Annotated in this window: 12 protein-coding genes, 1 tRNA gene and 1 pseudogene; 5 read left to right on the forward strand and 9 right to left on the reverse strand. The window is 32.6% G+C overall.

The window, feature by feature from the left end:
* Window positions 1-398: 398 nt before the first annotated feature.
* From GA0061080_RS10485 to GA0061080_RS10530, 9 genes and pseudogenes are all read right to left on the reverse strand, one after another.
* A complete protein-coding gene (locus GA0061080_RS10485; RefSeq protein WP_091125287.1) occupies window positions 399-1415 on the reverse strand; it encodes a hypothetical protein in 1017 nt (338 codons plus the stop codon).
* 11 nt (window positions 1416-1426) lie between these two features.
* The gene (locus GA0061080_RS10490; RefSeq protein ID WP_091125289.1) at window positions 1427-1882 is read right to left on the reverse strand and encodes a hypothetical protein; all 456 of its coding nucleotides are present in this window, start codon (window positions 1880-1882) and stop codon (window positions 1427-1429) included.
* Window positions 1883-1966: 84 nt separating this feature from the next.
* A complete protein-coding gene (locus GA0061080_RS10495) occupies window positions 1967-2416 on the reverse strand; it encodes a peptidoglycan recognition protein family protein (RefSeq protein ID WP_091125292.1) in 450 nt (149 codons plus the stop codon).
* Between the two features lie 168 nt (window positions 2417-2584).
* The gene (locus GA0061080_RS10505; protein WP_091125296.1) at window positions 2585-2989 is read right to left on the reverse strand and encodes a hypothetical protein; all 405 of its coding nucleotides are present in this window, start codon (window positions 2987-2989) and stop codon (window positions 2585-2587) included.
* 117 nt (window positions 2990-3106) lie between these two features.
* Complete coding sequence (locus tag GA0061080_RS10510) at window positions 3107-4129, reverse strand: hypothetical protein (RefSeq protein WP_091125298.1); 1023 nt, start codon at window positions 4127-4129, stop codon at window positions 3107-3109.
* 300 nt (window positions 4130-4429) lie between these two features.
* Entirely contained in the window at window positions 4430-5446 is a 1017-nt protein-coding gene (locus GA0061080_RS10515; protein ID WP_091125301.1) for a hypothetical protein, read from the reverse strand.
* 11 nt (window positions 5447-5457) lie between these two features.
* The gene (locus tag GA0061080_RS12615; RefSeq protein ID WP_167349224.1) at window positions 5458-5940 is read right to left on the reverse strand and encodes a M23 family metallopeptidase; all 483 of its coding nucleotides are present in this window, start codon (window positions 5938-5940) and stop codon (window positions 5458-5460) included.
* Between the two features lie 355 nt (window positions 5941-6295).
* On the reverse strand, window positions 6296-7114 hold the full coding sequence (locus tag GA0061080_RS10525; RefSeq protein WP_091125305.1) for a hypothetical protein: 819 nt from the start codon (window positions 7112-7114) through the stop codon (window positions 6296-6298).
* An 89-nt stretch (window positions 7115-7203) separates the two neighbouring features.
* Window positions 7204-8068, reverse strand: a pseudogene (locus tag GA0061080_RS10530) (IS3 family transposase).
* Window positions 8069-8140: 72 nt separating this feature from the next.
* Between GA0061080_RS10530 and GA0061080_RS10535 the strand changes: the two are divergent.
* The 5 genes from GA0061080_RS10535 (at window position 8141) to GA0061080_RS10550 (ending at window position 13733) form a co-directional block, all read left to right on the forward strand.
* The gene (locus GA0061080_RS10535; RefSeq protein ID WP_091125307.1) at window positions 8141-8683 is read left to right on the forward strand and encodes a hypothetical protein; all 543 of its coding nucleotides are present in this window, start codon (window positions 8141-8143) and stop codon (window positions 8681-8683) included.
* A gap of 245 nt (window positions 8684-8928) precedes the next feature.
* Window positions 8929-9087 (forward strand): hypothetical protein, encoded by a 159-nt coding sequence (locus tag GA0061080_RS12620; protein ID WP_167349225.1) that lies wholly within the window; start codon window positions 8929-8931, stop codon window positions 9085-9087.
* Window positions 9088-9656: 569 nt separating this feature from the next.
* Window positions 9657-12515, forward strand: coding sequence for a valine--tRNA ligase (locus tag GA0061080_RS10540; protein WP_091125309.1), 2859 nt, complete (start codon window positions 9657-9659; stop codon window positions 12513-12515).
* 161 nt (window positions 12516-12676) lie between these two features.
* Window positions 12677-12752: transfer RNA gene (locus GA0061080_RS10545), tRNA-Lys, on the forward strand.
* A gap of 801 nt (window positions 12753-13553) precedes the next feature.
* Window positions 13554-13733, forward strand: coding sequence for a ribbon-helix-helix protein, CopG family (locus GA0061080_RS10550; RefSeq protein WP_091125311.1), 180 nt, complete (start codon window positions 13554-13556; stop codon window positions 13731-13733).
* Window positions 13734-13933: the final 200 nt, after the last annotated feature.

Consider the following 13933-nt stretch of genomic DNA (forward strand, 5'->3'; position numbering starts at 1 on the left):
CATTAAATAACATGACACCGATTGAGTATAAAACACTAAAACAAGCAACATGATTTTCTACGTGAGTTGTGTGCTAAGTTTGGGGTATTTACAATAGTTTTTTTATGTGTGCCAATGGCTAATTTAGTGTAATATGCTTTCCTTATGTCAGTAATATGCGTTAATAATTTATTTTTATCAGAAATAGAATTTATAATAAGAGTTGTCGTTTCTCCCACTTTCCCATCAATAATATCGCCAATACCAACCTGCTAAATCAGCAGAATATGATAATTTATCAGAAATCCGGAGATAATTAGTTGCAACATCAATACCTGAAAATGAAGAATATTTTGCATAATTTTTCTTTCAAGTTAATTGCATCAATTCTCTGCATTTTTATTTTAAAATTAAAATAGTCAGTTAAAACTGTTTAACATCATTGGCTCAACAGTATTTTTTTCACATTTATAATTATTTAAACGCTTTCCATTTTGGATTATTTGAATGGACTCATTTTGGGGTTGAGTATTTATTAAGTATTGAGTATTTTTATTAACAAAAGTTATTATATGATCACTTTCATTTTGATTAGTTAATTCTTTTATTAATTCTAATTTTATATTTGATTTATTTCCAAATCGATACAGTAAATTATGAGTTACATGATTGTAGCAAATTGATAATTGATTATTACCAATTCGACAACCAAAAGCATCTTTTTCATTCTGACTTTTTTTACAAAGAGTTGAATCTTTATAAAATATATTTTGATTATAAAGTGTGATAATATCTTCATATCCCATTGACAGTAATTTAGTATAAAACTTATCTTTCCAAACTGTATCTATATTTGTTTTTAACAAATTATTAGCTAAAAACAAAATAAAATAATCTGTATATGAAAGGGTAGCTTTGCTAATAAAAAAATCTTGTTTTTTTGATAAAATAGTTTCAATAAATTTATCAGTATTATCATCAATATTTTCAATCGAATAATCAGTAACCTGTCCAAGGGAAAAATCTAAGTATATTTCTCCTATTTTAATTAACTTCTTATTTTTACTTGTTAAATAAGTTATTTTAGCAGGGCTTTGCATACCTCCAAATTTATCAAAAATGGATATAACTCCTAAGTCTGAAATCTCAATTGAAGGATTCATTCCACCTATATAAATATAATTATTTACATTTCCATCTATATTCAAGCTAAACTCAATTTGTGAAATTATATCTTCTTTAGGTTTATCGAAACGGCAATATGTATATTTACCGTTGAATTTATCATTATTGATAAATTGCCCTTTCAAATCATTCGATTGGGTTTCACTACATATTTGAGCATATAAAGGAAAATTAAAATAAAATAAAACAATAAAAATAAAAAAATTTTTGTTTGTAATTTTGTGTATAAATTTTTTATTTGTTATTTTCATTCTATTTACTCTTAAGATTCGTAATAAACATATTTCAAACATTCACCTTTAGAACAACCAAATTCTATCTCTTCTCCGCCCCTTTCCCTAATAGCTGCCAGACCTCCTAAATTAATCTGATATTCTTTTTTTATTCCATTAACTAATAATTCCCCTTGTATTTCGCAATTATAAAGATCAAAAGAATCTATTTGAGTTGAATTGATAGATTTTTGTGCCGTCAAGAAAAAACGAGTTATGTCCTTTTTGCTTAATTTCCATTTATTACATAAATCGTAAAGGTAATCGTCCTTATCCATTTCTACTAGAATTTCCTTTTCTATCGATAATACTTTGAGTTCATCACGATTATTGGCATTAGTAACAACTGGGGTCAATGTTCCAATTGTCAGCAGGAGGGTAAAGATTTTTACCTTCTCCACTTGTTTTATAAGCAATGCACTGATGTTGATACAAGTCTTTATCATTTAAATTAAATTCCTTTTGTAAAAAAATAACTAAATCTCTAATTGATTTTAATTGTTGTGGTGTTGCATCATACCATTTTTTCGTTATTTTTCATCATACCATGCAACAACTTCAATACCTATACTGTCTTGGTTATATGGATAACGTTCTGGATAATCTTTTTTTAATTCAGATAAATATTGTTCTCTTAAGGTTTTTGATTTATAGGTTGAATCACAACTTCCAGTCAGAGCACAACGAGGTCTAATCTTTCCCAGATGATTAGCATATTTTTTCAAACTTATAACTTGATAAGTTGTTCCATCCTTATCGATAACAAAATGCGCACCAATATTATCTGTATTCCTAGATGATTTCCATGAGTTTTCAATAAGGCTAATTGCACTTCCTTTTGAAAATGTTCTATGCAAAACAATGGCATTAGGGCCAATGATATTTCCTCGTTCTAAATTTTTAACTTGATATTGAATAATACTATCACTATAAATAAATTCCTTCTTATTTATATAAGATTTTTTATTAACAATATTCATAATTTGAACAGGATGAATAAACCATGCCTTGTCGTTAGTTGATAGATTAGATTGTTTGGGGTAGTGGTATTTGCACCCGTTTGGTTCGTGTTTGCTGTTTGCTTTGATTGGGCTTCGGCAACTTTTTTCATAGCAATATCACGCTGATAAGGCTGGGTGATGCCCAGTTTATCTAACCCCCGCTTCAATAAGCGCTTTTTGTTGTTGTTTCTCTTCTATCGTTTCAAAACCAGTCCAGTGCCAAGGGCTAACTTGTTTTATGTGTTGCTGTGCACCACTTTTAGTATTTACCCAACCTTGTATTGGTAGCGTTTGCTCATCCAGTGCTATCACTTGTGCCCATTTTGTTTTTTCATCTTCTATCGCTATCAAGCCATCATTCTCTGATGAAATTAGAGACACGGTACGAGGATAACATACCGTATTACGTTTCTTTTTCTGAGGCGAAAGGTTGTTATCTAATGATAACGGAAAGTTATGCCAATAACTTATGTTTGATGTAAGGTGCCCATCTTCGCCATTAAGGTGTAAGACTTTACTGGCGACTATCCAGTACGGCTTGTTTTCAAGCATAAAGCGAATAGTGAAAAAATCCTCATTATTCGCAGGCTCAGAATTGACACTCGGTAACGTCGTATTTTGTCCCTTTCCACCACGAATGAGTTCAGCTACATAATTAGCTCAGTACTATTAATAATCATCATAATCATTAGTATCAATATAATTTCGACAATCTTTTATTTCTTTAGGTTTACAGGCTCTTTGGTTTTTATATTCAAATTGGTTATTTTCTTCATTCAGATATTCCCCCGATTTATACAGGCATTCAGTTTTGACTCGTTTGTAACGATTATTTCCTATGTATTTAAAATCATCGATTAGCGATATTTCGTCATTTTCTTTTTTACCTGGGCAGGTTTTGTAGCTAGTGGCCTCTTTTTCTTCATCATCAAAACGAAAATCATTACCATCGAGATTTAATTTAACAAATTGTTGTTGGGTTTTGTCATACACGTAGTAATCGTCTATTTGATTAGGACCATAATTTCTATTTTTAGTCAGATAAAAATCATTATTATCACCATCAAAATTAAAATCAAAGGCTTCATGTGTCATAATGCTAACATAAGAATTAAACTTGCACCCTTGTATACCGGTAATAGTTTGAATAAGGCGACCATCATGTTTACTATAGATATTAATCCCCACAATCTCTACTTCTTCCTTTTTTTTCTTAGATATCAACACTTTAAAATAAAAGTCTTTGGTACTATGTTCCTGTAAAAATTCAATATTATTAAACTCTGCTTCACTCAATGGATGTTGCTCACTATGTTTTTCATATTCAAATATTTTATGTAAATTTACCTTATCACCATTAAGGGTATAGCCATTAAGATGTTGATGGCTACTTTCCTCGCTACCAAAAACGTAGTCATTAAAATTTTCAATATATATTTTATCTAATATTTTTTCAAAAGAATCTGCGTAATATACATTAAAATTAAACTTATCATTACGTTCTCTTTCTCTTATAAAACTTAAATGTTTAACTTGGTGCTCTTTACCGGCAAAATAAAAAGCATGGTTATCAGCAAAATAAAATTCAGCTTTATTTTGACCAATGGTACCGGTGTAAATATGATAGAATTCTGCTTGGCTAATTGTCGGTATTAATAATATTATAAGTAAAATAAGCTTGATATAATTCATTTCAGTATTCCTTAATTTATTTCTATTTTGTGCTTTGCTGTTTTGCTTTCGCTTCTTTCTCTTTTCTAGCCTGCTCTTCTATCTCTTACTTTTGTCTGTTCATCTTTAACTATTGGCTGTAAGTTGACAAAGAAGGCTGAAGACTTTACTGGCGACTATCCAGTACGGCTTGTTTTCAAGCATAAAGCGAATAGTGAAAAAATCCTCATTATTCGCAGGCTCAGAATTGACACTCGGTAACGTCGTATTTTGTCCCTTTCCACCACGAATGAGTTCAGCTACATAATTAGCTCAGTACTATTAATACTCATCATAATCACTAGTATCAATATAATTTCGACAACCGACTATTTCTTTAGGTTTGCAGGCTCTTTGTTTTCTATATTCATATCGGTTATTATCTTTATTCACATGACCGCCCTCTCTATATAGACATTCAGTTTTGACGCGTTTGTAATGGTTATTGCCTGTGTATTGAAATATATCCCTTAAATCTATGTAGTCATTATTTTTTTTACCGGGGCAGTTTTTGTAGCTGGTGGCGCTTTTTTCTTCGTAATCAAAGCGAAATGCGTGGCCTTCAAGATTTAATTTAACAAATTGTTGTTGGGTTTTGTCATAGACGTAATATTCGGCTGTGCTATTAGGTCCGTGATATCTGTCTTTAACTAGAAAAAAATCATTATTATCGCCATCAAAATTATAATCAGATTTTTCATGATTCATGATACTAGCATAACTATTAAACTCACATCCTTTGATACCAGTAATAGTTTGAATAAGCCTGCCATCATGTCTGCTATATATTTTGATACCAACAATTTTTGCTTCTTCATTTTTTTGTTTAGATACTATCACTTTAAAATAAAAATCCTTAGTATTATCTTGTTGTAAATAATCGATATTGTTAAATTCTGCTTCACGTAATGAACGTTCATCGTATTTTTTATATTCAAATGTTTTATGTAAACTTATCATATCGCCGTTAAGAGAATACCCCGTTAGATATTGATAGGCGTCTGCATCATGATAAAATATGCCTAAATCAAAATTCTCAATAACTATTTTATCCAATATTTTTTTAAAAGAATTTGCGTAATAAACTTTAAAATTAAACTTATCATTACGTTCTCTTTCTCTTATAAAACTTAAACGTTTAACTTGATGCTCTTTACCATCAAGATAAACCGCAGAGTCATCGTCAAAATAAAACTCTGCATTATCTTGCCCAATAGTACCGGTATAAATACGAAATATGGCATGACTAATAGCGGGGATTAATAATATCGTGAGTAAAATACACTTTATATACTTCATTTTGTTATTCCTTATTTTTTATTTGTGCGTTGTTGTTTGGCTTTCGCTTCTCTTTCAGCCTTTTCTTTCGCTGCTTTTTCTGTTGATCTTCGATCTTTTACTTTTTCCTGTTCATCTTCGTCTATTGGCTGTAAATTAACAAACAATGCGGGGTTGATTTTATAACCTAATTTATTTTTTTGTTCATTGTTTGTCGCAGATCGGTTATATATTGGGTTCATTGCAATTTCAAAATGTAGATGAGGATTAACGACATTTTCAGCATTACCTGTATCGCCTGTATAGCCAATTAAATCTCCTGATTTAACCTTATCCCCCACATTTAGGTCTGCGAGTTTATTATTTAAATGACAATAACGTAAGTAAAAATGGTCAGCATTAATATTAAAATTATTGGCTTGGACTATCTCTTTTTTGTCTTTGTCAGTAAATTCAAGCGTATAGTCATTTCTTGATGTACGTAAATCCTCAGCGTTAACTTTAATGACCAGCACATTGCCATATCCACCTTCTTCTTTATATTGGACTATTTCACCATCTAAACAGGCATAGCAAGGGGTATTTATATCCGCAAATAAATCTAAACCTGTATGAGTCTTAGCTCCCTAATTTCTCACATAACAAAAATCACCATTCCACTTATTAGAAAACGTGTTTGAACTATAACACGTTCGTTGTTGGTATTCTAAAAGCTCATGCCAAAGTTTTGTCGTCTCAACTTTAAAATAATCCATCATCGCCACGGGATGAATAAACCACGCCTTGCTGTCTACGGATAGATTGGACAGTTTAGGGCTATCAGCATTAGTGCTCGTTTGATTGATGTTGCTGTTTTATTTTGTGCGATTTTTAGTCTGGCGAAAGTTTAGTTATTAATTTTGTTCTATTTTCTTGATTAACAAATGTGTAATAAGTCACTCCTCCATCAAAATATTGTACAATCTCTAGCTTATTTTTCCCTTTCCATTTATATTCAACTTCAACTTTCATATCATCATCTTCGTAAATACTGGAGAAATCTTCTCCTATTTTGATTTTTTTTCTAAATAAATTTGAAGGTTCAAAACTCATTGCATTATATACATCCAATATTGTCATGTTTTGATAATAACAAATATCAGTAATATCCATATCAACTCGTTTAGTTTCAAGGCATTTAACATTATTATGATAATTATTGATATTATTTTCTTGTTCTTCTGATAAACGCTTAAAAAAAATCAATTCACCTTCGTAAGGTATCATTAGATTATTATTATCAAGTAAAATAATATTCATATGATCACTGCTATTACAAATATTTGATAAACTGTTTCTATTATTAGTATAAACTTTGATAAAATTTCTGAAGGTTAAATGATATTTTTTTAACTCATTATCATAATCTTTAAAAAAACCACTTTGATTTAATTGTTTATTGATATCTTCCCAACTTTCTTTTATTTGTTTAAAATCGCATCCCCAAAGAACTATTTTATCTTGATTCAAAAAAATTAGATTATCTAATTCTGTAACTAATAACTTGCCTTCTTTTGTTTGTAGAAGTTGCTCACTTAAATTATCCTTCATCAACATATAATAATTATTTTTAGCCAAATTAATATCTGATGCATAAGCAACATAAGGCAATAAAATTATAAACAAATTTATATACAAAAATTTTATCACTTTACTCCTCCAAATTATTGATGTCCAGATTGACCCTCGCCAAAATATTAGACAGTGCCCGCCTCTATCATTTTTTCGTTTTGGTAATATTATTGTTCATATTGCTGCGGTGATACCCTGCCATTGGCTGAATGAGGATCGATACGATTATAATAGATTTCAATATATTCAAATAGAGCTTTATTAGCCTGTTTCCTCGTTTTGTAGTAACAGTCATGAATAATGTGTGTTTTGAGTGTATGAAAAAAACTTTCAACAACCGCATTATCAAAGCAGTTTCCTCTTCGACTCATGCTTTGCCTTAATCCATATTGTAACAATAACTGCTTGAAATCAGCATTGCAATATTGCGATGAGCCGTGTCTGTTTTATACTTGAATTTACGTGCTGCTTTACTATGCAATCTAAAACTACGTAATCCCAATTGTTGCAAAACACGGCTAATTGTCCTTTCTGAAACTTGATAGCCCGCTTCTCTTGCATCATGAAGCAGGCTTGGCGCACCCAAACGGGCTTTATGTTGCCAATACTGCTTTTGGATATACTTGATGAGTTTGGCTGATTTGTTTGCTCTTTTTAGCTAGGCTAAAGAACCCGATGAACTGACACCAAGTAATGAACATATCCTAGTAACGGGATAGCAGGTTAAATGATTTTTCATATAAGCGTACTTCACCGACTTAGATGGTTGATGAAGTACACATGCGCCTTTTTTAGTATATCATTGGCCATTTTAAGTTTTTTAATCTCTTTTTCTAACGCCATAATCCGCTGTTGCTCAGCGGTTAACTCTCGACGGCTGGTTTTATTCGGGGAAAGTTGCCTAATCCATTTATCTAGGGTTGATTTACCCACACCTAGCTGGTTGGCAAGTTAGCTGATAGAAAGGTGTGCATTAGATAACGCATAATCCACTGATTGTTGTTTAAATTCGATACTAAATTTTTTGACTATGATATTTGTCTTTTATGATTTTTGTTTATATCATACAAGCGACTTTTGTCCACTTTTTTGGCGAGGATCAATATGAAACAATTAATTTTATTATTTTTGCTTTTACCTAACTTGCTATTAGCTCAAGAGGTATATACTAACGCTTCTTATCAAGAATATTTATCTTTAGGAAGCACGGAAAATGGTAAGCAAAATTTCTTAAATCTTAAAAATGGAATGATAGATTGGATAAATTTATCAGAGTTACAGAAAATGCAACAAACAGATATGTTATCGCCACATAATTTTTGGGATACAGTTAACAAAAACTCTATAGGCTTTTATGCGAATGGTTATGAACCATTTTGGAATGCAAAAATAACTAAGAATAAATTGCAATTCATATCTCTAAAGGAAAAAGATATAAATATCGACATAGATATAAAAAATTCTTCTTTAACAAGAAATTTTGTGGTTATTTTTCATTCTAAAAATGGTGTATATGGTTTAATTCGTAGTCTTCCTAAAGGAGATTTTTGTGAGGCAAATCTTGATGAAGTAACTTCAATATATGAAATTTTTATTGATTATAAAGGTGAAATATTTGAGGGTTGTGCATATTTAGATAAATTGTAAATTGTTTTTAATAGAAAAAGGCAACGGTTGGTAAATTATCTGACAAGATTAGCAAGAATAAAGTGGCAAAATTGGATTTAGAAGATTACACGCCAGCGATGCGGGCACTGCACCAATTTTTAACAGGCCCCCTGATTTATTCAACCCAACGAAAAAAAGACCTACCGCCTCCTGCTTTTACGGATAGGAATATAAAAGAAGGATTACGCAGAAACTAGACAGCGGAGCAGATAGGGCATTTACTGGTGAAATATGAAAGTGAATGGTATGCCGATGAAGCATTAAGCAAATGGAACGAAGTTGATGACTTATTTGAAGAAGAGAAACAACAAAAAGAGATTATTGAAGCGGAATTAGATAAACTGGGCATCACCCAGCCTTACCTACGTGATTTTGCCCTGTAATAAATGGACAAAGCGCATGAACATGTCAAATCAAAACTGGCAACTAGAAAAAGAACAGCGCATCAAACTCTCGTTATGATGAAAAAAAAGTTGCCGAAGCCCAATCAAAGCAAACAGCAAACACCAAACACCAAACACCAATCAAACGGGTGCAAATACCAATACCCCTAAACTATCCAATCTATCCACAGACGGCAAGGCGTGGTTTATTCGCCTGGTAGCGATGGTGGATTATTTTAATGAGGAAATTAATCTTATAAGATATTATACGCTAGAAAATGCAGAACTCGTTTTAAGGGCTATATACGAGGAGTATGGTAAGGATATGCAATAATAATTGAAATAATGTATCATTCTGAAACTGCATATTGTAAATTTTTACAATATAAGAAGATAAGAACAGAAATAATGGAGTCTTTTGGTTCACTCCCATATTATGGCTAGGATCATAAGATCGTCAAACATGGATTAAATCTACTTAGATTATCGCTCTACTAATTTATTGTTTTTCTATTTTACTGTAGAATAGGGGTATTTTTATGCCCTAAATCAGGATTTATGCATTAATTATGAAAAACACAACTTATAATCCACAAGAAATTGAACAACCTATTTATAAACATTGGGAAGAAAGTAGTTATTTCAAACCCAATGGCGATAAATCCCAACCAAGTTACTGTATTGCTATCCCGCCACCAAATGTAACTGGTAGTTTACATATGGGGCATGCTTTCCAACAAACAATTATGGATGCCTTAATTCGTTATCACCGTATGCAAGGGCATAATACCCTTTGGCAATCAGGAACCGATCATGCTGGTATTGCAACGCAAATGGTAGTAGAGCGTAAAATTGCTGCTGAAGAAAACAAAACTCGCCATGATTATGGTCGTGATGCTTTTATTGACAAAATTTGGCAATGGAAAGCTGAATCAGGCGGTAGCATTACAAAACAGATGCGTCGTTTAGGCGATTCGGTCGATTGGGATCGTGAACGATTCACTATGGACGACGGTTTATCAAACGCCGTAAAAGAAGTCTTTGTTCGACTATATCAAGAAAACCTTATCTATCGTGGCAAACGTTTAGTTAATTGGGATCCTAAATTACGCACAGCGATTTCAGATCTTGAGGTTGAAAATCGAGAAGTTAAAGGCTCAATGTGGCATTTGCGTTATCCATTAGCTGATGGAGTCAAAACAGCCGATGGTAAAGATTATTTAGTTGTTGCAACCACTCGCCCTGAAACCTTATTTGGGGATACAGGGGTTGCGGTGAATCCTGAAGATCCTCGCTATAAAGATTTGATTGGCCAATATGTGATATTACCGTTTGTTAATCGTCGTATTCCTATTGTTGGTGATGAACATGCTGATATGACAAAAGGGACAGGGTGCGTAAAAATTACGCCAGCTCATGATTTTAATGACTATGAAGTAGGGCGACGTCATCAATTACCGATGATCAATATCTTAACCTTTGATGGTGATATTCGTCAGCAAGCTGAAGTGTTTGATACTCATGGTGAACCAAGCGATGCTTATGAACCAACTATTCCAGAGCAATTTCAAAATCTAGAGCGTTTTGCTGCTCGTAAAGCTGTGGTTTTTGCGTGCGAATCACTAGGTATTTTAGAAAAAATTGAACCCCATGATTTAACTGTTCCTTATGGTGATCGTGGTGGCGTTGTTATTGAACCTATGCTAACTGATCAATGGTATGTGCGTGCAAAAGTACTTGCCGAGCCTGCGATCGATGCTGTAAAAAATGGCGATATCCAATTTGTACCAAAACAGTATGAAAACATGTATTTTTCTTGGATGAATGATATCCAAGATTGGTGTATTTCGCGTCAATTATGGTGGGGACATCGTATTCCTGCTTGGTATGATAAGCAAGGTAATGTTTATGTTGGCCGAGATGAAGCCGAGGTTCGTCGTGAAAATAACCTTGCTGATGATATTGAACTGAAACAAGACGACGACGTGCTTGATACTTGGTTCTCATCAGCACTTTGGACGTTTTCAACGTTAGGTTGGCCAAATAATACTGATGATTTAGCCACATTCCACCCAACTAATGTGCTTGTAACCGGCTTTGATATCATCTTCTTCTGGGTAGCTAGAATGATCATGATGACCATGCATTTTATAAAAGATGAAAATGGAAAACCGCAAGTCCCATTTAAAACGGTGTATGTCACAGGTCTAATTCGTGATGAAGAAGGACAAAAAATGTCAAAATCTAAAGGAAACGTTATCGATCCATTAGATATGATTGATGGTATTTCATTAGCTGACTTGTTAAAAAAACGAACAGGCAATATGATGCAACCTCAATTAGCTGAAAAAATTGCTAAACGAACTCAAAAACAGTTTCCTAATGGTATTGAAGCGCATGGCACTGATGCATTGCGCTTTACGTTAGCTGCCTTAGCATCGACAGGGCGAGATATCAATTGGGATCTAAAACGATTAGAAGGTTATCGAAACTTCTGTAACAAACTTTGGAATGCTAGCCGTTATGTATTAATGAATACGGAGCAGCATGATTGTGGTTTTAAAGGCGGAGATTTAGATTATTCTCTTGCGGATAAATGGATTTTAGCTGAATTTAACCAAACTGTTAAATCTTATCGTGAAGCATTTGATAACTACAGATTTGATTTAGCTGCAAATATTTTATATGAATTTACTTGGAACCAATTTTGTGACTGGTATTTAGAATTAACCAAATCGATTTTAGCCAATGGCGAACAATCACAGCAACGTGCAGCTCGTCATACATTAGTGACAGTATTAGAAGCTCTATTACGTCTGGCCCATCCAATTATTCCTTTTATTACGGAAGAAATTTGGCAAAATGTAAAACCACTAATGGATATTAAAGCTGATACCATTATGTTACAGCCAATGCCTGCTTTTGATAAAAAACATGTAAATGACGAAGCGGTAGCAGATATTAATTGGATAAAAGATGTGGTAATTGCAGTGCGAAATATTCGTGCAGAAATGAATATTGCACCAAGTAAGCCATTACAATTACTAATTAGAAAGGCCTCACCAACGGTACATAGAATTATTAGTGATAATATCAACTTTATTGAATCACTAGCAAGATTATCCGAAATTGTTTTACTTGATGAAGGTGAAGTAGGGCCATTATCTGTCACTAAACTGGTGGATGGTGCTGAATTGCTTATTCCAATGGCTGGATTAATTAATAAAGAAAACGAACTTGCGCGTTTAGAAAAAGAAATTGAGCGAATTAATGGCGAAATTTCCCGTATTGAAAACAAACTATCTAACGTAAGCTTTGTTGATAAAGCACCAGCCGCTGTGGTCGCTAAAGAAAAGGAAAAACAACAAGGTTATATTGACGATAAAGCCAAACTGCAAGAGCAGTATACCGCAATAAAAAGCCTTTAAGTTTATTAAATTAAAAACCTCTCAAATGAGAGGTTTTATAAATATAGTGATGTTAAATCTAATGTTTTTAGGTTTATGTTAAGATTATTAACAAATAAAATGAGAACAACAATTTGCATTATTGATTAGATTTATATAGAATAACGCAGTAATCTTTCAGTGGGTTGTTAGCTCAGTCGGTAGAGCAGTTGACTCTTAATCAATTGGTCGCGGGTTCGATCCCCTCACAACCCACCACTTATATTATTAAAAATCAATAATTTATTTGATAAATTTCACCTTGAGAAATTCTATAGAAGTAGCAAGTGGCGGTAAAATGGCGGTTAAAATTTTCCAAAGCCTTTTTATTGATAGAGTTTTTTCGATTTAACTTACTAAAGTTAATACACGTTATAAATTTCAGTTTAATTATTTAATAATTATGGTTTATTTGAAATTTTGATACACCCGTTTATTGTTCGCCTAAAATAAAAATGTTATTATTAGTCATAACGTTAATTATTCACCCAATCTTTTTTATAAGTTAAAAACTGAGAAATATTGAAAAGTATTTCATTTATTTCAGTTTTATACGATCCTTTTAGATCCTTTTTTCAATAAGCTTTTGGGCTTTGTTTTGTAATAAAATCCAACTGAAAAAAATTCATGCGAAGACTCTGTAGGCGGGTGGGTGTAGCACGCTTTAGGTAACCCGATCGATTTTGTCCCCCGATTATTTATTTTTAAAGTTCAGATATAAAAATAGCCAATAGCTCAGATTTGTTATTGATTTATTTTGATTTTATTTAAAATCTATTTAAGACAAGAGTTGATCTTGTTGGTAGGTATTACTATAATAATAACATCAGTAAGGCACTGATGAGGTAAACCCCCAACCTAAGATGGGGGCTTAAGGGAGAAAAAAGATGATTCGGATCTTAATTCTCTTGGTTATAGTACTGGTATCATTTCCAGTCTATTAACCAATCAAAGGCGGGGGCGCATCCCCGCCGATGACCTTAATATATCAATTGATTAATTAAAAATCAAGGTGACGAAATGGCATTATCAAGGGCTGAAATTCAAAAAAGAAGTGATGACAAGCGAGGCGTAAAACCCAAAAGCTACAAGCTACCGCTTGAAACGATAGACACAATAATAGCGTTAAGCAACGGAACAGGTAAATCACAAAGTAAAATTATAGAAGAAGCAATAAAGCTATATAAAGATTCACTATGAAAAGCCCACAGCTGTGGGCGAGGGCACAAAGTATTATTTTGCAATTACTAGCGAGTGTATTAGTTCAAACTTAATCTGATATACACGTATTACTCATCGGCTTTCATTTTAACAAAATGCGTGTCCGATGAGTAAAATAAATTCTCCAATTGCTTTTCCTTAACCAACCCTTTTGCATCATTCCATGTTTGCCATGGTGT

This window comes from Gilliamella intestini, from assembly GCF_900094935.1.
Taxonomy (GTDB): Bacteria; Pseudomonadota; Gammaproteobacteria; order Enterobacterales; family Orbaceae; genus Gilliamella; species Gilliamella intestini.

Excerpts from the sequence above, each read along its gene's own strand:
- GA0061080_RS10485 (WP_091125287.1), bottom strand. The coding sequence starts at position 1,415 with ATGAAAATAACAAATAAAAAATTTATACACAAAATTACAAACAAAAAT.
- GA0061080_RS10490 (WP_091125289.1), bottom strand. The coding sequence starts at position 1,882 with ATGATAAAGACTTGTATCAACATCAGTGCATTGCTTATAAAACAAGTG.
- GA0061080_RS10495 (WP_091125292.1), bottom strand. The coding sequence starts at position 2,416 with ATGAATATTGTTAATAAAAAATCTTATATAAATAAGAAGGAATTTATT.
- GA0061080_RS10505 (WP_091125296.1), bottom strand. The coding sequence starts at position 2,989 with ATGCTTGAAAACAAGCCGTACTGGATAGTCGCCAGTAAAGTCTTACAC.
- GA0061080_RS10510 (WP_091125298.1), bottom strand. The coding sequence starts at position 4,129 with ATGAATTATATCAAGCTTATTTTACTTATAATATTATTAATACCGACA.
- GA0061080_RS10515 (WP_091125301.1), bottom strand. The coding sequence starts at position 5,446 with ATGAAGTATATAAAGTGTATTTTACTCACGATATTATTAATCCCCGCT.
- GA0061080_RS10535 (WP_091125307.1), top strand. The coding sequence starts at position 8,141 with ATGAAACAATTAATTTTATTATTTTTGCTTTTACCTAACTTGCTATTA.
- GA0061080_RS10540 (WP_091125309.1), top strand. The coding sequence starts at position 9,657 with ATGAAAAACACAACTTATAATCCACAAGAAATTGAACAACCTATTTAT.
- GA0061080_RS10550 (WP_091125311.1), top strand. The coding sequence starts at position 13,554 with ATGGCATTATCAAGGGCTGAAATTCAAAAAAGAAGTGATGACAAGCGA.